Annotated in this window: 20 protein-coding genes; 8 read left to right on the plus strand and 12 right to left on the minus strand. The window is 68.8% G+C overall.

Features of this window, described 5'->3' with window-relative positions:
- Positions 1 to 11: 11 nt before the first annotated feature.
- From G6N49_RS00475 to metG, 6 genes are all read right to left on the minus strand, one after another.
- Positions 12 to 911 (minus strand): RNA polymerase sigma-70 factor, encoded by a 900-nt coding sequence (locus G6N49_RS00475; RefSeq protein WP_083045340.1) that lies wholly within the window; start codon positions 909 to 911, stop codon positions 12 to 14.
- The gene (locus G6N49_RS00480) at positions 908 to 2,110 is read right to left on the minus strand and encodes an NAD(P)/FAD-dependent oxidoreductase (protein ID WP_083045339.1); all 1,203 of its coding nucleotides are present in this window, start codon (positions 2,108 to 2,110) and stop codon (positions 908 to 910) included. Before G6N49_RS00480 ends, G6N49_RS00475 begins: the two co-directional genes overlap by 4 nt.
- Before the next feature lie 98 nt (positions 2,111 to 2,208).
- Positions 2,209 to 3,108, minus strand: a complete 900-nt coding sequence (sigJ, locus tag G6N49_RS00485) for an RNA polymerase sigma factor SigJ (protein ID WP_083045338.1) — start codon at positions 3,106 to 3,108, stop codon at positions 2,209 to 2,211.
- The gene (locus G6N49_RS00490; RefSeq protein WP_083045337.1) at positions 3,105 to 4,274 is read right to left on the minus strand and encodes an NAD(P)/FAD-dependent oxidoreductase; all 1,170 of its coding nucleotides are present in this window, start codon (positions 4,272 to 4,274) and stop codon (positions 3,105 to 3,107) included. The genes sigJ and G6N49_RS00490 overlap by 4 nt, the downstream gene beginning before the upstream one ends.
- 94 nt (positions 4,275 to 4,368) lie before the next feature.
- A complete protein-coding gene (gene gdhA, locus G6N49_RS00495) occupies positions 4,369 to 5,715 on the minus strand; it encodes an NADP-specific glutamate dehydrogenase (RefSeq protein WP_064876317.1) in 1,347 nt (448 codons plus the stop codon).
- A gap of 19 nt (positions 5,716 to 5,734) precedes the next feature.
- The gene (metG, locus tag G6N49_RS00500; RefSeq protein WP_011561644.1) at positions 5,735 to 7,282 is read right to left on the minus strand and encodes a methionine--tRNA ligase; all 1,548 of its coding nucleotides are present in this window, start codon (positions 7,280 to 7,282) and stop codon (positions 5,735 to 5,737) included.
- A 13-nt stretch (positions 7,283 to 7,295) separates the two neighbouring features.
- Between metG and G6N49_RS00505 the strand changes: the two genes are divergently transcribed.
- From G6N49_RS00505 to G6N49_RS00535, 7 genes are all read left to right on the plus strand, one after another.
- The gene (locus G6N49_RS00505; RefSeq protein ID WP_064876315.1) at positions 7,296 to 8,147 is read left to right on the plus strand and encodes a TatD family hydrolase; all 852 of its coding nucleotides are present in this window, start codon (positions 7,296 to 7,298) and stop codon (positions 8,145 to 8,147) included.
- A gap of 95 nt (positions 8,148 to 8,242) precedes the next feature.
- Positions 8,243 to 9,370: a resuscitation-promoting factor gene (locus tag G6N49_RS00510; protein WP_011561642.1), complete on the plus strand. Its 1,128-nt coding sequence runs from the start codon at positions 8,243 to 8,245 to the stop codon at positions 9,368 to 9,370.
- Positions 9,367 to 10,251, plus strand: a complete 885-nt coding sequence (rsmA, locus tag G6N49_RS00515) for a 16S rRNA (adenine(1518)-N(6)/adenine(1519)-N(6))-dimethyltransferase RsmA (protein ID WP_011768360.1) — start codon at positions 9,367 to 9,369, stop codon at positions 10,249 to 10,251. Before G6N49_RS00510 ends, rsmA begins: the two co-directional genes overlap by 4 nt.
- A 59-nt stretch (positions 10,252 to 10,310) precedes the next feature.
- Positions 10,311 to 11,279, plus strand: a complete 969-nt coding sequence (locus tag G6N49_RS00520; RefSeq protein ID WP_083045336.1) for a 4-(cytidine 5'-diphospho)-2-C-methyl-D-erythritol kinase — start codon at positions 10,311 to 10,313, stop codon at positions 11,277 to 11,279.
- 328 nt (positions 11,280 to 11,607) lie between these two features.
- Positions 11,608 to 13,242: a fatty acyl-AMP ligase gene (locus G6N49_RS00525; protein WP_011856901.1), complete on the plus strand. Its 1,635-nt coding sequence runs from the start codon at positions 11,608 to 11,610 to the stop codon at positions 13,240 to 13,242.
- A gap of 115 nt (positions 13,243 to 13,357) precedes the next feature.
- Entirely contained in the window at positions 13,358 to 14,311 is a 954-nt protein-coding gene (locus tag G6N49_RS00530) for an efflux ABC transporter ATPase subunit, DrrA-related (RefSeq protein ID WP_064916974.1), read from the plus strand.
- Positions 14,308 to 15,156: an ABC transporter permease gene (locus G6N49_RS00535; protein WP_064916975.1), complete on the plus strand. Its 849-nt coding sequence runs from the start codon at positions 14,308 to 14,310 to the stop codon at positions 15,154 to 15,156. The genes G6N49_RS00530 and G6N49_RS00535 overlap by 4 nt, the downstream gene beginning before the upstream one ends.
- Here G6N49_RS00535 and G6N49_RS00540 read toward each other — a convergent pair.
- Positions 15,153 to 16,553 carry a wax ester/triacylglycerol synthase family O-acyltransferase gene (locus tag G6N49_RS00540; RefSeq protein WP_083045335.1) on the minus strand — a complete coding sequence of 467 codons (1,401 nt, stop codon included), beginning with the start codon at positions 16,551 to 16,553 and terminating at the stop codon, positions 15,153 to 15,155. The two genes, G6N49_RS00535 and G6N49_RS00540, sit on opposite strands and share 4 nt — an antisense overlap.
- A 1-nt stretch (position 16,554) precedes the next feature.
- Positions 16,555 to 17,805, minus strand: coding sequence for an alpha/beta hydrolase family protein (locus G6N49_RS00545; protein ID WP_083045334.1), 1,251 nt, complete (start codon positions 17,803 to 17,805; stop codon positions 16,555 to 16,557).
- A 109-nt stretch (positions 17,806 to 17,914) separates the two neighbouring features.
- Between G6N49_RS00545 and G6N49_RS00550 the strand changes: the two genes are divergently transcribed.
- Entirely contained in the window at positions 17,915 to 18,946 is a 1,032-nt protein-coding gene (locus tag G6N49_RS00550; RefSeq protein ID WP_083045333.1) for an epoxyqueuosine reductase, read from the plus strand.
- Here G6N49_RS00550 and G6N49_RS00555 read toward each other — a convergent pair.
- The 4 genes from G6N49_RS00555 to G6N49_RS00570 form a co-directional block, all read right to left on the minus strand.
- Positions 18,943 to 19,479 (minus strand): DUF488 domain-containing protein, encoded by a 537-nt coding sequence (locus G6N49_RS00555; RefSeq protein ID WP_011561633.1) that lies wholly within the window; start codon positions 19,477 to 19,479, stop codon positions 18,943 to 18,945. The genes G6N49_RS00550 and G6N49_RS00555 overlap by 4 nt on opposite strands.
- A gap of 91 nt (positions 19,480 to 19,570) precedes the next feature.
- Positions 19,571 to 20,149 carry an aminoacyl-tRNA hydrolase gene (pth, locus tag G6N49_RS00560; RefSeq protein ID WP_011561632.1) on the minus strand — a complete coding sequence of 193 codons (579 nt, stop codon included), beginning with the start codon at positions 20,147 to 20,149 and terminating at the stop codon, positions 19,571 to 19,573.
- 6 nt (positions 20,150 to 20,155) lie between these two features.
- On the minus strand, positions 20,156 to 20,824 hold the full coding sequence (locus tag G6N49_RS00565) for a 50S ribosomal protein L25/general stress protein Ctc (protein ID WP_011561631.1): 669 nt from the start codon (positions 20,822 to 20,824) through the stop codon (positions 20,156 to 20,158).
- A 146-nt stretch (positions 20,825 to 20,970) separates the two neighbouring features.
- Positions 20,971 to 21,840 (minus strand): oxidoreductase, encoded by an 870-nt coding sequence (locus tag G6N49_RS00570; RefSeq protein ID WP_011561630.1) that lies wholly within the window; start codon positions 21,838 to 21,840, stop codon positions 20,971 to 20,973.
- Positions 21,841 to 21,861 lie beyond the last annotated feature (21 nt).

Below are 21,861 nucleotides of genomic sequence, written 5' to 3' on the forward strand. Positions count from 1 at the left end.
GCCTCAGCTTCTCAGACCGTGCGGGTGATCTCCCGCGGGACGTCCACGCCGACCAGCTTGTCGGGGTTGCGCATCGCGTAGAAGTGGCTGATCCGGCCGTCCACGATCTCGACGGTCACGATGCCCTCGAAGCTGTCCCCGAGGAAGAGCTTGAGTGCGGGCGCGTTGTTGTACACGGCCGGTTCGATCCGCCCGGCTTCGCCCGCGGCCCGCAGCAGGCCCAGGACCAGCCTGCCGACCCGTTCGGCGCCGGTGACGGGCCGGCGCGCCGCGCTGCGCTTGCCCGCGCTGTCGGCGGTCCACACCACATCGGGTGCCAGCAGTTCCATCAGCCCGTCGAGGTCACCGGTCGACGCCGCGGCGAAGAACCGCATGGTGATCTCCGTCGACGTCTTCGGATCGACCGGTTCGAACCGTTTGCGGCGTGACTGGACGTGTTCGCGGGCGCGGTGGGCCATCTGCCGCACCGCCGTCGTCGACTTGCCGACCGCGGCGGCGATCTCGTCATGGCTGAAGCCGAACACCTCGCGCAGCACGAACACCGCCCGCTCGTCGGGGGTGAGGGTCTCGAGGACCACGAGCATGGCCATCGACACCGATTCGGCCAGGACCACATCGGCCTCGGCGTCCTTCGATTGCACCAGCAGCGGTTCGGGCAGCCACGGCCCGATGTAGTCCTCCCGCCGCCGGGACTGCGCCCGCAGCGCGTTGAGGGCCTGCCGGGTGACGAGCTGGGCGAGGTAGGCCTTGGTGTCGTGCACCGTATCGAGGTCCACCTCGGCCCAGCGCAGGTAGCTCTCCTGCAGCACGTCGTCGGATTCGGTTGCGCTGCCGAGGATCTCGTAGGCGATCGTGAACAGCAGCGGCCGCAGCATTGTGAACCGCTCGGCGTGCTCGGTCGTGGTGCTCATCGGACCGGGAGGGCCTCGGCCAGGCGCTGCCTGCGCTTACCGCCCTTGAGCCAGAAGTAGCTTCCCGGTTTGCGCGCCTCGCGGGACAGGAACGAGATCGTGCCCCTGCAGACTTGCTCCTTGATCGACGCGGCGAGGCGTCCGCCGATGTGCAGCCGCATGGCCCGGTCGTCGAGGTGGGCGATCTGGATGAGCCCCGCGTCGCGGCCGAGGCTGATGCACTGGCCGGTGAAGGCCTGGTTGATGGCCTTCGGCTCGGTGCCGGCGATCCGGCTCAGCACCGTGTTGGCGGCCTGGGCGCCCAGCGGGATCGCGGCCTGGCAGCTCATGCGCAGCGGCAGGTCCGACGGCGCCGAGGCGTCACCGGCCGCGACGATGCGGTCGTCGTCGACGCTGGTCAGGGTCTCGTCCGTGAGCAACCGGCCGATGCGGTCGGTGGTCAGGCCACTGCGGGCGGCGAGGTCGGGGACGCCGAAGCCGGCCGTCCAGACGGTGACGGCGCTGGGCACGCGGCGCCCGTCGGCCAGCGTGACCGCATCCGGGTGCACGGCGGCGACCACGGCGTCGGGCCCGTCGAGCACCGTCACGCCGAGTCGGGCGAACCGCTTGGCGGCCGTCCGGCGTCCCGCGGTGCTCAGGTAGGGGCCCAGCACGCTGCCGCACACCAGCGTCACCCGGCGGCCGCCTTCGGCGAGTTCGGCGGCCACCTCCATGCCCGTCGGCCCCGCGCCCACGACGACGATCGGCGCATCGCCGGCGGCCGCCGCGAGCGCGGCGCGCAGTGGTTCGCCGTGTTCGTACTCGGAGATGGGGTGGGCGAACTCCGCGGCACCCGGAACGGTGAGGGCGGCGCCCGTGCTGCCGACCGCGTAGATCAGGTAGTCGTAGTCGAGCGTCGTCCCGGAGGCCAGTTCGACCCGCCGGGCCGCCGCGTCGATGTGATCGGCGGCGTCCACGACCAGCGTGATGCCGTCACCGAGCACGGTGTCGTAGTCGACGACCGAGTCATCGGACCCGGTGACCAACTGGTGCAGGCGGATTCGCTCGACGAACTGTGGTCGCGGGTTGATGAGCGTGACGGCGACATCGTCGTCGAGGCGCAGATGGTTGGCGGCCATCACACCGGCGTAGCCGCCGCCGATCACGACGACGTGGGTTTTCTGTCCTCGTCGCGTGCGGTGGGTCCTGGCTTCGGTCATTCTCGTCTCCTTCGGTCATCCGGCTCCGTTCGCCGGTCTGTCCTCGAGACACCACGCACACCGGAAGTGTGACACTCCGGCGCGATATGTGCTGCAGGTCACTGACGGCGGATCGTCCGGGCGACGCCGATCCCGGTCAGTTTGTCCGGGTTGGCCATCGCGTAGAAGTTCGCGATCCGGCCGTCGACGACGTCGATCAGGATCATCCCCTCCACGCGGTCGCCGCTGCGCACCAGGACCGCGGGGGTGTTGTTGTAGGTCGCCGTCTCCAGTCGGAGGTCCGGCACCTGCTTCGGTGCCGCCCGGAAGAACCCTGCGATGAGGGCCGCCACCTTCTTCGCGCCCAGCACCGGCCGCCGGATCGCCTTGGCGCGTCCGCCGCTGTCGGTGATCCACACCGCGTCCGGGGCGAGCAGCGCCAGCAGACCCTCCACGTCGCCGGTGGCGGCGGCCGTCATGAACTGCTCGGTGACCTTCGCCGCGTCGGCGGCGTCGGCGGGCCCGAACCGCGTGCGCCGCGCGTGCACGTGTTCGCGGGCGCGGTACGCCATCTGGCGCACCGCACCCACGGACTTGCCGACGGCTTCGGCGATCTCGGCGTGGTCGAACCCGAACACCTCGCGCAGGACGAACACCGCCCGCTCGTCGGGGGTGAGCGTCTCCAGCACCACCAGCATCGCCATCGACACCGACTCGGCGAGCACCACGTCCGACGCGGCGTCACCGTCGTCGACCAGCAGGGGCTCGGGCAGCCAGGGTCCGACGTAGTCCTCGCGGCGGCGGGCGTTCGTGCGCACCGCGTTGAGGGCCTGCCGTGTCACCAACTGCGCCAGGTAGGACCGGGTGTCGTGGACCGTCGCGAGGTCCACGTCGGCCCAGCGCAGGAAGCTGTCCTGCAGTACGTCGTCGGATTCGGTTGCGCTGCCGAGGATTTCGTAGGCGATCGTGAACAGCAGCGGTCGCAGTGACGTGAATCGCTCGGCATGCTCGGTGGTCACGGTTCTGCGACCAACTCGGCCACCCGGGGCCGCGGCCCACCCTTGAGCCAGAACGCCGAACCGGGTTTGCGGGCCTCGCGGCGCAGACTCCAGACCGTCCCCCTGCAGATGAGCTCCTTGAGCGGCGCGGCGAGTCGGCCGGCCAGGTAGGCGTCGAGCGGGGTGTCGTCCCTGCGGCCGAACTGCACGATGGCCGCGCGGCGGCCCAGGCTCGTGCAGGTGCCCGCGAAGCCGTACTCGAACACGGCGGGCTGTTCGTCGGCGATGCGGCTCAGCACGGTGTTGGCGGCCTGAGGGCCGAGCTGGGATGCGGACGCGCAGCACATCCGCAGCGGCTCACCCGACGGCGCCGCGCAGTCACCGGCGGCGATGATGCGGGGGTCGTCCACGCTGGTCAGTGTCTCGTCGGTGAGCAACCGGCCCATCCCGTCGGTGCTGAGCCCGCTCTGCGCCGCCAGGCCGGGCACCCCGAACCCACCGGTCCAGATGGTCAGGGCGCTCGGGCGTACGGCGCCGTCGGCGAAGACCACCGCGCCGGGGCGCACCTCGGTCACCACATCTGTTTCCAGCACGGCGATGTGCAGTTTCGCCAGCGTCTTGGCGATCGACCGCCGGCCCGGATCCGACAGCGACGGGCCGAGCCGGCCGCCGCATACGAGCGTCACCCTGCGGTTCTGCTCGGCGAGTTCGGTGGCCACCTCGATCCCGGTCAGCCCGCCGCCGACCACCGTCACCGGCGCGTCCGGGTGCAGTTCGTCGAGGATCGCGCGCAGGCGCTGGGCCTGCTCGAGTTCGGCGACGGGATGAGCGAATTCGGCCGCGCCGGGAACCGACTCCGGCACCGCGCCGGTGCTGCCGACGGCGTAGATCACGTAGTCGTAGCCGAGCGCGCCGCCCGATGCCAGTTCGATCGATCGGGCGCCGGTGTCGATGCGGGTCGCGGTGTCGACGACGAGCCGGATGCCCTCACCGAGCAGATCGCCGTAGTCGACGGTGGCTTCGCCGGTGCCCGCCACCAGCTGGTGCAGCCGGATCCGTTCGACGAATCTCGGCCGCGGATTGACCAGCGTGACGTCGACGTCGGCGCGCATCCGCAGATGGTTGGCCGCCAGTGTCCCGCTGTATCCGCCGCCGATGACGACGACGTGCGGACGGTGGATGCTCATGGTGCCTCCTTGTGTCTCGGGGATGTGATGCCCCTCAAGACACCGCCCGCGACGGAAACGTCACGCCGCAGGCCGCGAATGTGAGCTAGGTCACTCAGATGATTCCGAGGGCCAGCATCGCGTCGGCCACCCGGGTGAAGCCGGCGATGTTGGCACCGGCCACGTAGTTGCCCGGCTGACCGTATTCCTCGGCGGTCTGCAGGCAGCGGTCGTGGATGCGGCCCATGATCTCGGCGAGCTTGTCCTCGGTCTCGTCGAAGGTCCACGAATCGCGGGACGCGTTCTGCTGCATCTCCAGCGCGCTGGTCGCCACCCCGCCTGCGTTCACGGCCTTACCGGGGGCGAAGACGGTGCCGGCTTCGGCGAAGAGTTTCACCGCCTCGGGCGTGCACGGCATGTTCGCGCCTTCGGCGACGATGCGGCAGCCACCCTTGACCAGTGCCGCGGCGTCGGCGCCGTTGATCTCGTTCTGCGTGGCGCTGGGCACCGCGATGTCGCATTCCACGTCCCACACGTTGCCGTGTACGAAACGTGCTCGGCCGCCGCGCATCTCGGCGTAGTCCGCCACCCGGCCGCGCTGGACCTCCTTGACCTCCTTGAGCAGCGCGAGGTCGATGCCGTCGGGGTCGACCACGTAGCCGTCGGAGTCCGAACACGCGATGACCGTGCCGCCGAGGTGCTGGATCTTCTCGATCGCGTAGATGGCGACGTTGCCGGAACCGGACACCACGGCACGTGTGCCCTCGAATGACTCCCCACGCGACTTGAGGATGTCGGCGATGAAGTAGACGGTGCCGTAGCCGGTGGCCTCGGTGCGTACCAGCGACCCGCCCCACGTGATGCCCTTACCGGTGAGCACGCCGGATTCGTAGCGGTTGGTGATGCGCTTGTACTGGCCGAACAGGTAACCGATCTCGCGCATGCCGACGCCGATGTCACCGGCGGGCACGTCGGTGTACTCACCGATGTGGCGGTACAGCTCGGTCATGAACGACTGGCAGAACCGCATGATCTCGCCGTTCGAGCGGCCCTTCGGGTCGAAGTCCGAACCGCCCTTGGCGCCGCCGATCGGCATCCCGGTCAGCGAGTTCTTGAAGATCTGCTCGAAGCCGAGGAATTTGATGATGCCGAGGTACACCGACGGGTGGAACCGCAGGCCGCCCTTGAACGGGCCCAGCGCCGAGTTGAACTCGACGCGGAACCCACGGTTCATCTGGACCGCGCCGCTGTCGTCGACCCACGGCACGCGGAACAGGATCTGGCGCTCCGGTTCGCACAGCCGGCGGATGATCGCGCTGTCGGCGTACTCGGGGTGTTTGGCCACCACCGGTCCGAGGCTCTGGAGCACCTCGTAGACGGCCTGGTGGAACTCCGTCTCGCCGGGGTTGCGCCGCGCCACCTCTTCGAAGATGCCCTGCAGGTTCTCGTGCAGTCCGTTCATGCTCAGGCCACCTGTATCTCTAATCCACCTGGTATCTGGGAAACACCCCGACGGGCTTCGGCAGTGCGGTGCCCGGGGTGAGGCGGGTCGAAACGGCGGCGAAGGTGCGCTGGTCGGCGGGTTGGCCGACCAGGTCGAGCAGTGTCGCGGTCGAATCCGGCATGACGGGCTGGCTCAGCAACGCCGCGATCCGCACGGTCTCGAGTGTCGTGTAGAGCACGGTGCGGAACCGCACCTGATCGTGGACGGCCTCCGATTTGCGCAGCACCCACGGCTCCTGCGCGGAGAAGTACCGGTTGGCCGCGCCGAGCACCGACCAGATCGCCTCCAGCGCCAGATGCATCGCCTGCTCGTCGAAATGGCGGCGGACCCGGTCCATCAGCGCGTCGGCGGCGTCGAGCAGCGCGAGGTCCTCGGCGGTGAACTCGCCGGGTTCGGGGACCGCACTGCCGAGGTTCTTGGCCACCATCGACAGCGAGCGCTGCGCCAGGTTGCCCAGCTCGTTGGCCAGGTCGGCGTTGATTCGGCCGATGATGGCGTCCTCGCTGTAGCTGCCGTCCTGGCCGAACGGCACCTCGCGCAGGAAGAAGTAGCGCACCTGGTCGAGGCCGAAGGTGTCGACGAGGTTCACCGGGTCGACGACGTTGCCGATCGACTTGCTCATCTTCTCGCCGCGGTTGAGCAGCCAGCCGTGCGCGAAGACCTTGCGCGGCAACTCGAGTCCCGCCGACATCAGGAATGCGGGCCAGTAGACGGTGTGGAACCGGATGATGTCCTTGCCGATCATGTGCAGATCGGCGGGCCAGTACCGCTGGAACTCCTCCGACGAGGTGTCCGGATAGCCCACCCCGGTGAGGTAGTTGGTCAGCGCGTCCACCCAGACGTACATGACGTGGTCGGGGTGGTCGGGGACCGGCACCCCCCAGTCGAACGTGGTGCGGGAGATCGACAGATCGCGCAGCCCCCCGGAGACGAAGCTGACGATCTCGTTGCGCCGGGCGTCGGGCTGGATGAACTCGGGATGGGCCTCGTAGTGGGCGAGCAGCCGGTCGGTGTAGGCCGACAGCTTGAAGAAGTAGGTCTGCTCCTCGGTCCACGTCAGCGGGGCGCCGGTTTCGGTGGCGATACGAACCCCGTCTTCGCGCAGCGTCGTCTCACCCTCGGTGAAGAACCGTTCGTCGCGCACCGAGTACCAGCCGGAGTAGGCGTCGAGATAGATGTCGCCGGCGGCGTTCATCCGCTGCCAGATGTCCTCGGACGCCCGGTAGTGGTCGGTGTCCGAGGTCCGGATGAACCGGTCGAAGGATATGTTGAGCTTCTCCTGCAGCCGCTGGAACACATCGGAGTTGCGCCGTGCGAGGTCGGCCACCGGCACACCGAGCGCCGTCGCCGTCTCGGCCATCTTCTGCCCGTGCACGTCGGTGCCGGTCAGGTAGCGCACGTCATATCCGTCGAGCCGCTTGAACCGGGCGATCGCATCGGTGGCGATGTACTCGTAGGCGTGGCCGACGTGCGGATCGCCGTTGGGGTAGGCGATCGCGGTGGTGATGTAGAACGGCTGACTCATTTGGGTTCACCTTATGGTGTGGGACGTGAGTCGATCGAACCGTCCGGCACCGCCGGCTCCCGAGCCGTTGACGCCGCTGATCGATGCGCACACCCACCTCGACGCCTGCGGTGCGCGCGACGGTGACGACGTGCGGGCGGTGCTGGACCGGGCGGGCGCGGTCGGCGTGGGCGCGGTCGTGACGATCGCCGACGATCTGGCCTCGGCGCACTGGGCCACCCGGGCCGCCGACTGGGATGACCGGGTCTACGCGGCCGTGGCCCTGCACCCCACCCGCGCCGATGCGCTGACCGACGAGGCGAAGGTCGAGATCGAACGGCTCGTCGCCCACCCGCGGGTGGTGGCGGTCGGGGAGACCGGGCTGGATCTGTACTGGCCCGGCAAGCTCGACGGCTGCGCCGAGCCGGAGGTGCAGCGGGAGGCGTTCGCCTGGCACATCGACCTCGCCAAGCGCACCGGCAAGCCGCTGATGATCCACAACCGCGATGCCGACGCGGCCGTCCTCGACGTACTCGCCGCCGAGGGCGCGCCGGAGACGGTGATCTTCCACTGCTTCTCCTCGGATGCGCAGATGGCCCGCACCTGTGTGGACGCCGGCTGGCTGCTGAGCCTTTCGGGCACGGTGAGCTTCCGGAACGCGCATGCCCTGCGGGAGGCGGCGCAGCTGATCCCCGGCGAGCAGCTCCTCGTCGAAACGGATGCACCATTTCTCACCCCGCACCCGTACCGCGGCGCCCCCAACGAGCCGTACTGCCTGCCGTACACCGTCCGCGCCCTGGCCGAGGTCCGCGGCGAGCCGGCCGAGGAGCTGGCTCAGCAAACCGCCGACAACGCGATCCGCGCGTACGCACTCCGTACGGGTTGATCTCAGTAAAGGAGTTCGTTACCGTCTTGTGATCGTAAGCGGACTTAGCTCCGCTTTTTTTGAAACGTTTGTACCAATAACAGGGATTCGACCACTTGACTGCTCTGAACAGGCTGCACGAGGCGCGTTCGCCCATGCTGCGCATCGTCGTGGGCGCACTGCTGGTGGCGTTGACCTTCGCCGGCGGTTACGCCGTCGCCGCCCACAAGACCGTGACCCTCTCCGTGGACGGCACCGAGACCACGGTGTCCACCATGAAGTCGCGCGTGATCGACGTCGTCGAAGAGAACGGCTTCGACGTCGGTGACCGCGACGACCTCTTCCCGGCCGCTGACGCCGAGGTGAGCCAGTCGCAGACCATCGTGCTGCGGCGCAGCAGGCCGCTGGACATCTCCCTCGACGGTCAGCACACCCAGCAGGTGTGGACCACGGCGTCGACCGTCGACGAGGCGCTGGCGCAGCTGCAGATGACCGACAGCGCCCCCGCCGCCGCATCGCGCGCCAGCCGGGTGCCGCTCGGCGGGATGTCGCTTCCGGTGGTCACCCCCAAGACCGTCCAGATCGACGACGGCGGGGCGATCCGCACCGTCCGGCTGGCCGCGCCGAACGTGGGCGGTCTGCTCGAGGCCGCGGGCGCACCGCTGCAGCAGCGCGACAAGGTCGTGCCGGCCGCCTCGGCCCCAGTTGTCGACGGGATGCAGATCCAGATAACTCGGATCCGGGTCGAGAAGGTCACCGAGCGGCTGCCGCTGGACCCGGCGAACACCCGCATCGAGGACGTCAACCTCAACATGAGCCGCCAGATCGTCGAGAATCCGGGGAGTCCCGGTGTTCAGGACGTGACTTTTGCTATCTCGAAGGTCAACGGTGTGGAAACGGGCAGGCTGCCAGTAGCCAATGTCGTTGTTTCACCTGCAAAGAACGCCGTTTTGCGGGTGGGTGCCAAACCCGGCACCGAGGTGCCCCCGGTGCGCGCCGGAGGGACGTGGGATGCCCTCGCTCAGTGCGAAGCCGGAGGTAATTGGTCCATCAATACCGGTAACGGTTATTTCGGTGGGGTCCAATTTGATCAAAACACCTGGGAGCGCAATGGGGGTCTGAGGTATGCTCCGAGGGCAGATCTGGCAACAAGAGAAGAACAGATCGCGATTGCTGAGGTCACGCGGGCGAGGCAAGGCTGGGGAGCCTGGCCCACGTGTAGTGGAAGGTTGGGGGCGTCGTGACAATCCGACTACTCGGGCGCACCGAGATCCGGCGCCTTGCGAAGGACATCGATTTTCGCCCGCGCAAGTCGTTCGGGCAAAATTTCGTCCATGACGCCAACACCGTGCGCCGGATCGTCTCGGCCTCCGGTGTGCACCGCCATGACCACGTCCTCGAGGTGGGTCCCGGCCTCGGTTCGCTGACGCTGGCGCTGCTCGATCGCGGGGCGCATGTGACGGCGGTGGAGATCGATCCGCTGCTCGCGCAACAGCTTCCCACGACGATCGCCGATCATTCGCACAGCGAGATCAACCGTCTGACGGTCCTCAACCAGGACATCCTGACGCTGATGCCGTCGGATCTGGAGAACCAGCCGACAGCGCTGGTCGCCAACCTGCCGTACAACGTCGCGGTGCCGGCCCTGCTCCATCTGCTCGCCGAGTTCCCGACGATCCGCTCGGTGATGGTCATGGTTCAGGCCGAGGTGGCCGAGCGCCTAGCCGCCGATCCGGGCGGTAAGGATTACGGCGTGCCGAGCGCGAAGGTGCGGTTCTACGGCAACGTCCGCCGCTACGGGATGGTCTCGCCGACGGTGTTCTGGCCCATCCCGCGGGTGTATTCGGGACTGGTCCGCATCGACCGCTACGAGACCTCGCCGTGGCCGACCGACGCCGATTTCCGCGCCCAGGTCTTCGATCTGATCGACATCGCGTTCGCGCAGCGCCGCAAGACCTCGCGCAACGCGTTCGCCGAGTGGGCCGGGTCCGGTAACGAATCCGCCCGCCGCCTCCTGGCCGCCAGCATCGACCCGTCGCGACGGGGTGAGACCCTTGCGATCGCGGACTTCGTCCGGTTGCTGCAGCGTTCCGGCGAAGCCGAGGAACAGGTCCGCGTCCAGTAGTGCCGGTCTGGCCTGCCGCTGGAGTTTGCACCGTCCACATGCGGCGATAGTGTCGAGCGGTGCGCAACGGCAACACCGCCTCCGAGTGGGTTCCCACCGGGTCGGTCACCGTGCGGGTGCCCGGCAAGGTCAACCTGTTCCTGGGCGTCGGTGATCTGCGCGACGACGGCTACCACGATCTGACGACGGTCTTCCACGCCGTATCCCTGCTCGACGAGGTCACCGTCTCGACCGCCGACACGCTGTCGCTGGATCTGGCCGGCGAGGGCGCCGAGTCGCTGCCCGCCGATCGTCGCAACCTCGCCTGGAAAGCGGCCGAACTGATGGCCGAGCACGTCGGGAGATCACCCGATGTGGCGATCTCGATCGAGAAGTCGATTCCGGTGGCCGGCGGCATGGCCGGGGGCAGCGCCGACGCCGCGGGGGTGCTGGTCGCGATGAATCACCTCTGGGAGATCGGCGTACCGCGACGCGATCTGCACGCGATGGCCGCCGAACTGGGCAGTGACGTCCCGTTCGCGCTGCACGGCGGTACCGCATTGGGCACCGGTCGCGGCGAGGAGCTCGCGACCGTACTGGCCCGCAGCACGTTCCACTGGGTGCTCGCCTTCGCGTACAAGGGCCTCTCGACGCCGAAGGTGTTTCGTGAGCTCGACCGGTTGCGTGCCACGGCTGGTGGCGCCAGGGCCGAACCCGCCCGGCTGGGCGATCCGGAGCCGATGCTGGCCGCGCTGGCGTCCGGGGATGCCCGGCAACTGGCGCCGCTGCTCGGCAACGACCTGCAGGCGGCCGCGCTGAGCCTGAGCCCGGACCTGCGGCGGACGCTGCGGGCCGGACTGGACGCGGGTGCGCTGGCCGCGATCGTGTCCGGGTCGGGGCCGACGTGCGCGTTCCTGTGCGCCTCGTCGCCGCAGGCGATCGATGTCGGCGCCCGCCTGGCCGGTGCCGGGGTGTGCCGGACCGTGCGGGTGGCCAGTGGACCCGTGCAGGGTGCGCGGGTGGTCCCCGCACCCTCGCCGTCGGTGTGAGGATGAGGTCATTGCGTCCGGAAAGTGTGACGCACGCCTCAATCGGCCCGAGAGTTTGGCAGTTACTTAAGGGTCTCTTAAGATGGTCGGCGGTGAAAGCTAGCGGTCGAGAAGTTGACGCGTGTCCTTTCCCGCCGGCGCCGTCGGCGGGCGCCGATGTAAACCCGCAGGACCCGGTCCGACCGCAGCGGAGCGCAGGGCCGGCCGCCTCATCACCGTTTCGATACCCAACTGCTCCTGAATCGTGTGCGCGTGCCTACTCGGCAACGCTCGTGGACAGGCGGAGCATAAAAAGCCGGGCAGTGGCGCCGGTCCACAGGAGGATGTCGTGAGCAGGTTCACCGAGAAGATGTACCGCAACGCGCGAACCGTGAGCACCGGCATGGTGACCGGCGAGCCGCACGAACCCATCCGCCACACCTGGGGTGAGGTGCACGAGCGGGCCCGCCGCATCGCCGGCGGACTCGCGGCAGCCGGTGTCGGCCACGGCGACGCCGTGGGTGTGCTGGCCGGCTTCCCGGTCGAGATCGCCCCGACCGCGCAGGGCCTGTGGATGCGCGGCGCGAGCCTGACCATGCTGCACCAGCCGACGCCGCGCACCGACCTCGCGATGTGGGCCGAAGACACGATGAACGTCATCGGCATGATCGAGGCGAAGGCCGTCATCGTCTCCGAGCCGTTCGTGGTCGCCATCCCGGTGCTCGAGGAGAAGGGGATCAAGGTCCTCACCGTCAGTGACCTACTGGCGGCCGAGCCGATCGACCCCATCGAGGTGGGCGAGGACGATCTCGCGCTGATGCAGCTGACGTCGGGATCGACCGGATCCCCGAAGGCCGTGCAGGTTACGCACCGCAACATCCACTCCAACGCCGAGGCGATGTTCATCGGCGCGGAGTACGACGTCGAGAACGACGTCATGGTCAGCTGGCTGCCCTGTTTCCACGACATGGGCATGGTCGGCTTCCTCACCATCCCGATGTACTTCGGCGCCGAGCTCGTCAAGGTCACGCCGATGGACTTCCTGCGCGACACCCTGCTCTGGGCCAAGCTCATCGACAAGTACAAGGGCACGATGACGGCGGCGCCGAACTTCGCCTACGCGCTGCTGGCCAAGCGGCTGCGCCGCCAGGCCAAACCGGGCGACTTCGACCTGTCCACGCTGCGATTCGCGCTCTCGGGGGCCGAGCCGGTCGAACCCGCCGACGTCGAGGACCTGATCGACGCCGGAAAGCCGTTCGGCCTCAAGCCGGAGGCCATCCTGCCCGCCTACGGCATGGCCGAGACCACGCTCGCCGTGTCGTTCTCGCCGTGCGGCGCCGGTCTCGTCGTCGACGAGGTCGACGCCGACCTACTGGCTGCGCTGCGCCGCGCCGTGCCCGCCACCAAGGGCAACACCAAGCGGCTGGCCGATCTGGGCCCGCTGCTCACCGATCTCGAAGCCCGCGTCATCGACGAGAACGGCAATGTCATGCCGCCTCGCGGAGTGGGCGTCATCGAACTGCGCGGCGAATGCGTCACGCCCGGGTACATGACCATGGGTGGATTCATCCCGGCCCAGGACGACCACGGCTGGTACGACACCGGCGACCTCGGCTACATCACCGAGGAGGGTCACGTCGTGGTCTGCGGCCGCGTCAAGGACGTGATCATCATGGCCGGGCGCAACATCTACCCCACCGACATCGAACGCGCGGCGGGCCGCGTCGAGGGTGTCCGGCCGGGTTGTGCCGTCGCGGTGCGACTCGATGCCGGACACTCGCGTGAGACGTTCGCCGTGGCGGTGGAGTCCAACAACTGGCAGGATCCCGCCGAGGTGCGCCGAATCGAGCATCAGGTCGCCCACGAGGTCGTCGCGGAGGTCGAGATGCGTCCGCGCAATGTCGTGGTTCTCGGACCGGGCAGCATCCCGAAGACCTCGTCGGGCAAGCTGCGCCGCGCCAACTCGGTCTCGCTGGTCACCTAATCCTGCCGAGCAGACGCAAAAGTCCCCGAAACGTCGGCGTGTTGCGGACATTTGTGTCTGCTCGCGCACCGAAACTCGTTCGCCCGCTGTCGGTCGGCGCGGTTACCGTCGTGGCATGACACCGGCCATCGAAGCGATCGACCTGGTGAAGCGGTTCGGCGAACAGACCGCCGTCGACGGCGTGAGTTTCGCCGTGCCCGCGGGTACGGTCCTCGGGCTGCTCGGCCCCAACGGCGCGGGTAAGACCACCACGGTGCGGATGATGACGACGCTGACCGAACCCACCAGCGGTACGGCCCGGGTGGCCGGGTTCGATGTCGTCCGCCAGCCCGACGAGGTGCGCCGCAACATGGGCCTGACCGGTCAGGTCGCCACGGTCGACGAACTGCTCACCGGCCGGGAGAACATCCGGATGATCGGCGGGCTCTACGGCATCCGGCGCAGGGAACTGGCCCGGGTGGGTGACGAACTGCTCGAACGGTTCTCGATCGGCCACGCCGCCGACCGGGTGGTGAAGTCCTACTCCGGTGGCATGCGCCGCCGGCTCGACCTCGCGGTCAGCCTGCTCGCCGCGCCGCCGGTGCTGTTCCTCGACGAACCGACCACCGGCCTCGACCCGCGCAGCCGCAGCGAGCTGTGGGACGTGCTGCGCGGCCTCGTCGAGGGCGGCACCACGCTGCTGCTGACCACCCAGTACCTCGAGGAGGCCGACCAGCTGGCCGACGACATCGTGGTGATCGACAAGGGCCGCATCATCGCCGAGGGTTCGCCGCTGGAGCTGAAACGGCAGGCCGGTAACGCCAGCCTGGTGGTGACGGTGGCCGACGGCGACGATCTCCCGGCGGCCCAGGCGCTGCTGGCGAAGACGGGCGCGGAGGTGTTCGTCGACCGCGGCGCCCGCCGGCTGACCGCGGCCGCCGACGGGCTGGCCGACATGGTCCGCGTCGCAGGCTGGCTGCGGGACAGTGACATCGAGGTCGACGACATCGGACTGTCGCGGCCCAGCCTCGATGACGTGTTCCTGTCGCTGACCGGCCATCGCACCGAGGACGAGGAGGCCACCGCATGACCGCCGTCGAATCACGGCAGTCCGACCAGGCCCGCCGGCCGCTCACACACCGCACCAACCTGGTGCAGCAGTCATGGATCATGGTCAAGCGCAACATGATCCACACCAAGCGGATGCCGGAGATGCTCAGCGACGTGACCGCGCAGCCGATCATGTTCGTGCTGCTGTTCGCGTTCGTGTTCGGGGCGTCGATCACCAATACCGGCGGCGCGTCCTACCGGGAGTTCCTGCTGCCCGGCATCCAGGCGCAGACCATCGTGTTCTCGGCGTTCGTGGTGGCCTCCGGCATCACCGCCGACGTCGAGAAGGGCATCATCGACCGGTTCCGGTCGCTGCCGATCTCGCGGTCCTCGGTGCTCATCGGACGCAGCATCGCCAGCGTGATCCACTCGTCGCTCGGGGTGTTCGTGATGGCGCTGACCGGTCTGGCGATCGGGTGGCGGATCCGGGGCAGCGTGGGCGAGGCGGTGCTGGCGTTCGCGCTGCTGCTGCTGTTCGGGTTCGGGATGATCTGGTTCGGCATCCTCATCGGCTCGCTGATGCGCACCGTCGAGGCGGTCAACGGCGTCATGTTCACCGCACTGTTCCCGATGACGTTCCTGGCCAACACCTTCGTGCCGACCGAGCCGATGCCGCACTGGCTCCGGGTGATCGCCGAGTGGAATCCGGTCTCCTCGCTGGCGCAGGCGATGCGGGAACTGTGGGGCAACGGCAGCCCGGCGGCACCGGATGCGCAGTTGCCGCTGCACCATCCGGTGCTGGCGACGGTGCTGTGGTCCCTGGTGCTGACGGCGGTGTTCGCCCCGTTCGCCCTGCGCGCTTACGCGAGGCGCACGGGGGGTTAGCCGCGCGCGCCAACCGCTGCTTCCAGTTCGGCCAGTGACCGCTCGGTACGTTCTGTCACCGTGGCGATGTCGGGCATCACCTCGGCCCCGGCCACCCAGCCGAAGCAGACCCGGTCCGCGTAGGAGCACACCGTGACGTTGAGCGCCTGCCCGCCGTACACCGCCGACACCGGGTAGATCTCTTCGACATGGGCTCCGTTCCAATACATTTCGGTGCGCGGCCCCGGGACGTTGGAGATCGGCAGGTTGTACCCGGTACGCAGCCGCGGCACGAGCGGCAGCAGCGGCGTCAGCAGGGTCGGTGCGATGCTCAGCGCCAGCAGGAGCATGGAGGTGCCGGCGCCCCGCTTCCCGACCTGACGTTTACCCTCGGCCATCGACCGGTGGATCAGATCCAGTCGGGCGGCGGGATCGTCCATGTCGGTGCCCAGCGGACACAGCCATCCGCCGAACGCGTTGCCGCTCTCGGGGGTTCCGTGTTCGCGGCCCCGCACGGTGATCGGGCAGAGCGCCACGAGTGAGCGGCCTGGCAGCTCATCGTGATCCATCAGCCAGCCTCTCAAGACCCCGGCTACAACGGCGGTGACGACGTCATTGCCGGTCGCTCCCGCCCGGGACTGGACGGCCTTGATGCGGGTCTTGGCTACGGTGGCCGCCGCGACGGCGCGTTCGTCACCGAGCCGGTGGTTGAGCCGCGTGTAGGGAGCAGTCAACGGCGCCACGGTGGTGTCGCCGGTGACGTAGTGCATCAGATCGGAGAGCTCGCCACCGACGAGACGTCCCGTCAGTTCGACGCTTGACGCGCTGGCGCCGACGATCGACCGCAGCTGCCCCAAGGGGCCGGGGGAACGAACAGGGTTCGACCGGCCGGCCGCCGCGCCGGAGGCGGCGTAGAACGGCGGCATGTCGCGGCGCTCCGGGTCAGCGCTCAAACCGTCGATGATCAGCTGAAGGCCCGCGACCCCGTCCATGACGGTGTGGTGCACCTTCACGAACCAGGCGAAGCGCCCGTCGTCGAGGCCGTCGATCAGACACCCGGACCACATCGGGCCGGATCGGTCGAGGCGTTCGGCGTGCAGCCGGCCCACCAGGTGCCACAGTGCGCTTCGGCCTGAACCGGCGGGCAGTGTCCGGCGCGTGACATGCCGGCCCAGGTCAACGGTGTCGGTCTCGCGCCAGGTCCACAATCCACCGGTGTCGGTGCCGACGTGGGGATAGCGACGAAGCCGCCGGTCCACGGCGACCGAGGGAGTGCGCGCCCGCTGGTAGATGTCGTCGAGGTATCCCGGCCCGGCATCGGCGGGCGGTTCCAGGATCAGCACCGCGGAGACGTGCAGGGGGCTGGCGATCACCTCTCCGGTCATCATCGCCGCGTCGAGCGGATCCAGAAGGTCCATGTCACCTCTCCCGAGACCGTGCAGCTCCGTCCACGAGGCCCGACTGGACGAGGGCGGCCTCGACGAACCGCTGCACGGGCCGCGCCTGGAAGAACCCGGTGTGGCCGCCGCGGTACCAGACGATCTCGGGCCGACCCCAGTGCTCCCATAGGCGCACCACCTGTTCCCTTGGATGGACCAGCTGGTCGGCCAGCCCGGCGTAGATGAACCGCCCTTGCATCGGCACGCGGGGGTTCAGGCTGAGTGGCGAGGTCATCCGGCCGAGCGGTTCGGCCAGTTTGATGGTGGCCCGGCGCGGGTCATCGCGTCCGAATCCGGCGTGACGGCCCAGAAGCTCGACGAGGTCGGCGACGGGGACACCGAGCACGGCGCAGGTCAGGCCGTCCTCCAGGCTTGCGACCAGCGATGCGACGTAGCCGCCGAGCGAGATGCTGTTGAGGCCGATCGGCGCGTCGGGGTCCTGGCTACGGATCCACGACAACAGCCGTCGGACATCCCAGACCGCCTGGGCCGCGGCGTGCACGTCGTCGAGGACGTCCTCGCCGGGGAACACGGCCCCCTTCGGCAGGCCGCGCGCACGAGGACCGTGCATCGGCAGTACCGGCAGAACGACGTTCAAGCCGAGGTCGTGGTGAAGCCAGCGCGTCCGGAAAAGGGTGAGGTCGAGCGCGGCGCGGCCCATCTCCGCGCCGTGAATGCACACCAGCCAGGGCCGGGGCTCCCGGTGGCGCAGCATCAACCCGTAGCAGCGCCGGTTGGCGGTATAGGTCTGCCAGCGTTCGGCGCCCGGCTCCCCGGGATGCGGTGCGTATCCGCTGTCGAACACCAGGCGCTGGTGAGTGTGTCTGGCGGATTTCACCCGCTGAATCGAGATGTCGGTCAACGGAGGCGGCGGTGCGAAGAACCGCGTCGGATCGTCGAGCCAGCCCCTCTCCCCGTAGAAGTCGACCGCCGCCTCCACTTCACGGGTGATGCGCGAGAACGTGCCCGGGTCGCTGAGCGGGCGGCGCGCCCGCAATCCGAGGAGCACGATCTCATCCCGCAGCGCGTGGCTGGCCAGCGAGAGCGTCGGCCGCGCGACCGGAACCGTCCGGTCGGACCGATCGAGGTAGTCGCGCCACGATTCCGCGTAGAACCGGCCGGTGCGCTCGAGTGGGCCGAACACAGTGCCCAGTGCGCCACCGGACGGGATGGACCGCACGGGAGGTGGTGGCTGGGTGTTGTCGGTGTCGTGGTGTTCGGGTGCCGCCATGCTTTCACGCTAGGGCTGTGCCCACCTGGCTGATAGGGCCGTTGGTCTGGTCCGGCGGGTTTCGAACGTCCCGTGCCATCGACTCTGGGTATTGTGTACTATACCTAGCATGCAGCAGCTCCCCGCACGCCTCGCCGAGCACCCCACTGTGCGGGCGGTGGCCGGGCGACCGAAGGTGACGCCCGGGATCGTCGACGCCGCCTGGCTACGCACACTGTGCCTCGACTCCGGCGCCGACGACGTGGCGTTCGCGTCGGTCGACAACCCGGACCTCGCCTCCGAACGCGAGCACGTCGAGGCGGCGCTTCCCGGCGCGCGGAGTTACATCTCGCTCGTGGTGCGGATGAACCGCGACAACGTGCGCTCCACCGCGCGCAGTGTCGCCAACCAGGAGTTCCACCGCAGCGGCGAGATCATCAACGAGGCCGCCCACCGCATCACCCGCGCGTTGCAGGACGCCGGTCACCGCGCGCTCAACCCGTCGGCGACGTTCCCGATGGAGATGGACCGCTATCCCGGGCGCATCTGGGTGGTGGCCCACAAACCCGTCGCGGTGGCCGCCGGCCTGGGCGTGATGGGTATCCACCGCAACGTCATCCACCCGAGGTTCGGCAACTTCATCCTGCTGGCCACCGTGCTCGTCGACGCCGAGATCAGCGAATACGGTGCACCGCTGGACTATTCACCGTGTCTGGAGTGCAAGCTGTGCGTCGCGGCGTGTCCGGTGGGGGCGATCGGCAAGAACGGCGACTTCGACTTCGTCGCGTGTTCGGTGCACAACTACCGCGAGTTCATGGGCGGCTTCACCGACTGGGCGCAGACCGTCGCCGACAGTGCCGACGCCGACGACTTCCGCTCACGTGTCAGCGATTCGGAGAACGCCTCGATGTGGCAGAGCCTGTCGTTCAAGGCGAACTACAAGGCGGCGTACTGCCTGGCGGTGTGCCCGGCCGGTGAGGACGTGATCGAGCCCTACCTCGAAGACCGCAGGGGCTTCATGGATCTGGTGCTCAAACCGTTGCAGGACAAGAAGGAGACGCTCTACGTGCTGCCGAACTCCGCGGCGAAGGCACACGCCGAACGGCGGTATCCGCACAAGCCGGTCAAGGTCGTCGACAGCGGCATCCGCGGGCTCACTTAACCGTCTTGGACCGCGCCGTCCCAGACCACGAAGCCGTCGTCGCGCAGGCGCGCGCCGGCCGCGACCGGATGGGGTGTCAACCTGCCGTCGTGCATGAGATGGCTGACCGCCGCGCTGAAGCGCAGCACCGCGACATCGGCCACCAGCCGCCGGTGGCACCGCCACCAGACACTCTCACTGCACATGACGAGCACTGTGCGGCAGCCGCTTTCGTCGAGCACCTCGGTGAGTGCGGCATCGAACTCGGCGGTCCTGGTGTGCGCGGCATAGGCGGCGAACTGTTCGACCTGCCACCACGGGTCATCGCGGGGCTCGTCGGCGGTGAGCCTTCGCCGGCCGCCGAGGCGTGCCTCCCACCGGTAGCCGATCCCGGCCGCAGGCAGCCAGGACGCCATGGCATCGCGCGACATGTCGGGGTTGGTGCGACTGCCCGGGAAGCGCCGAATGTCGATCAGCGAGGTCACTCCGGCACCGCGCAGGAGGTCGGTCAGCTCGGCTCCCGAGAGCCGTCCGTGTCCGGCGGTCAACAGCATGCCCACCACCTTTCGCCACCAGACACAGAATCGCCCGAATCCACCAGGATTTGGGCGATTCTGTGTCTGCTCGCGCGGGGAAGCGGGGGAGTCACGCCCAGGCGTGAACGAGATTCTGAGCCGGCTCCAAACCCTGGGCGATCAGCAGTTCGGTGGCGTCGGCGGCCTGTTCACAGATGGTCGGCACCTCGGGGCGTTCAACGGACGTGAACGGTTCCAGCACGTACGTCGCCGCGTCCTTACGCCCGGGCGGGCGACCGACCCCGACCCGGACGCGCTGGAAATCCTTGGTGCCCAACGCCGCCGCCACCGACTTGAGGCCGTTGTGGCCCGCGACGCCGCCGCCGAACTTCAGACGGATGCGGCCGAAGTCGATGTCGAGTTCGTCGTGGATGACGATCACGTCGGCGGGCGCCACGGAGTAGAACTTCGCCAGCGGCCCGACGTTGCGGCCCGACTCGTTCATGTACGTGCGTGGCTTGGCCAGCACGACGGCTCTGCCCGCCAGGCGACCGGTCGCGATGTCGGCGCCGGACTTCCGGTGCGCCTTGAATCCCGAACCGATCCGCCCGGCCAGCAGATCCGCGACGACGAAGCCGACGTTGTGGCGGGTTTTGGCGTAGTTGGGCCCGGGGTTGCCCAGGCCCACCACCAGCAACGGCTCGGCCATGTCGACTTACTCGGCCGATTCCTCGCCGGCCTCGGCAGCCTCCTCCGAGGCCTCGGCTTCGGCGACCTCGGCGGCCTGCTCCTCGAGCGACGCGCCGCCGCCCTCGGATTCGAGTTCCTCGGCGCTCGGCGCGCTGACGATGTTGACGACCAGCGTCTCGGGATCGGAGATCAGCGTGACGCCCGAGGGCAGCTCGACCTGGGCGGCGGTGATCTGGGTGCCTTCCTCGGCGCCCTCGACCGACACGGTCAGCTGCTCGGGGATCGACTGCACGTCGGCCTCGATCTCGATGGCGTTTGCCTCCTGGGTGACCAGCGCACCGGGCGTGGCGTCACCCTCGACGACGACGTTGACCTCGACGGTGACCTTCTCGCCGCGGCGCACCACCAGCAGGTCGGCGTGCTGGATGTTGCGGCGGATCGGGTGGATCTCGAGCGACTTGGTCAGCGCGAGCTGCTCGGTGCCGTCGATGTCGAGGGTCAGCACGGCGTTGGTGCCGGCGTGGCGCAGCACCGCGGCGAAGTCGCGGGCGTTGACCTCGAGGTGCTGGGGATCGGTGCCGTGGCCGTAGAGGACCGCGGGCACCTTGCCCTCGCGGCGGGCGCGGCGGGAGGCGCCCTTACCGGTCTCGGTGCGGACCGCGGCGGTCAGCTTGTTCGGCGCATTCTTGGCCATGATGTGTTGCTCCTGTATGCCGGTGGTGGACACGGCAGGGGAGGACAACAGCGTGAACAGTGTGTTCCCGTCGATAACGGTGGCCTGGCCACCCTCGCCGTGATGCGGCGTCGAGGTTACCGCACCCGGACGGTCCGGCGGAAATCCTAGAGCGGGAACCGGGTGCCGGTGAGCTGCTCGGACAGCTCCCACAGCGCCGCGGCGGTCTTCATGTCGCGGGCCAGCGGCGTGCGCCACACCGGACCGGTCGGCCCGCGCATCGCGAACTTCGGGCCGACGAAGGTGTCCCCGGGCAGGTCCTGGGCCACCGCGTACAGCGTCTGGCGGGCGCCGAAGTCGGCGTCGGTCGCGAAGTACTCACCGCCGAAGGCCATCAACGCGTCGCCGAGCTTGCGGCCGGACTGACCCTGCAGGTTGGTGTGCGAATACCCGGGGTGGGCCGCCAGAGCACGCACCGGGGAACCGGCGCGACGCAACCGGTTCTGCAGTTCGCTGGTGAACAGGAGGTTGGCCAGTTTCGACTGGCCGTAGGCCAGCCACGCCGAGTACGGCCGCGCCTTCCAGTTGAGGTCGTCGAGGTTGATGCGCCCGAGGACGTGCATGAACGACGACACCGTGACCACGCGGTCGGTGATCTTGGGCAGCAGCAGATTGGTCAGCGCGAAGTGGCCGAGGTGGTTGGTGCCGATCTGGCTCTCGAACCCGTCGACGGTCCGTGCGTAGGGCACCGCCATGATCCCGGCGTTGTTGACCAGCACGTCCACCCTGTCGGTGCCCGCGGCGAACTCGCGCACCGACGCGAGGTCCTGCAGATCGAGTTTGCGGACGGTGACGTTGCCGGTCATGGTGGCCGCGGCCTCGTCGCCCTTGGCGGTGTTGCGCACCGCGAGGACGACGTCGGCGCCGACGCGGGCCAGTTCGCGGGCGGTGACGAGGCCGAGGCCGCTGTTGGCTCCGGTGACGATCACCGAGCGGCCGGCGAAGGAGGGGAGGTCGGCGGCGGTCCAGTCACTCATGGTTGCCACTGTATCGGCGGG

Origin of the sequence: Mycolicibacterium monacense (genome assembly GCF_010731575.1) — a bacterium.
GTDB lineage: Bacteria > Actinomycetota > Actinomycetes > Mycobacteriales > Mycobacteriaceae > Mycobacterium > Mycobacterium monacense.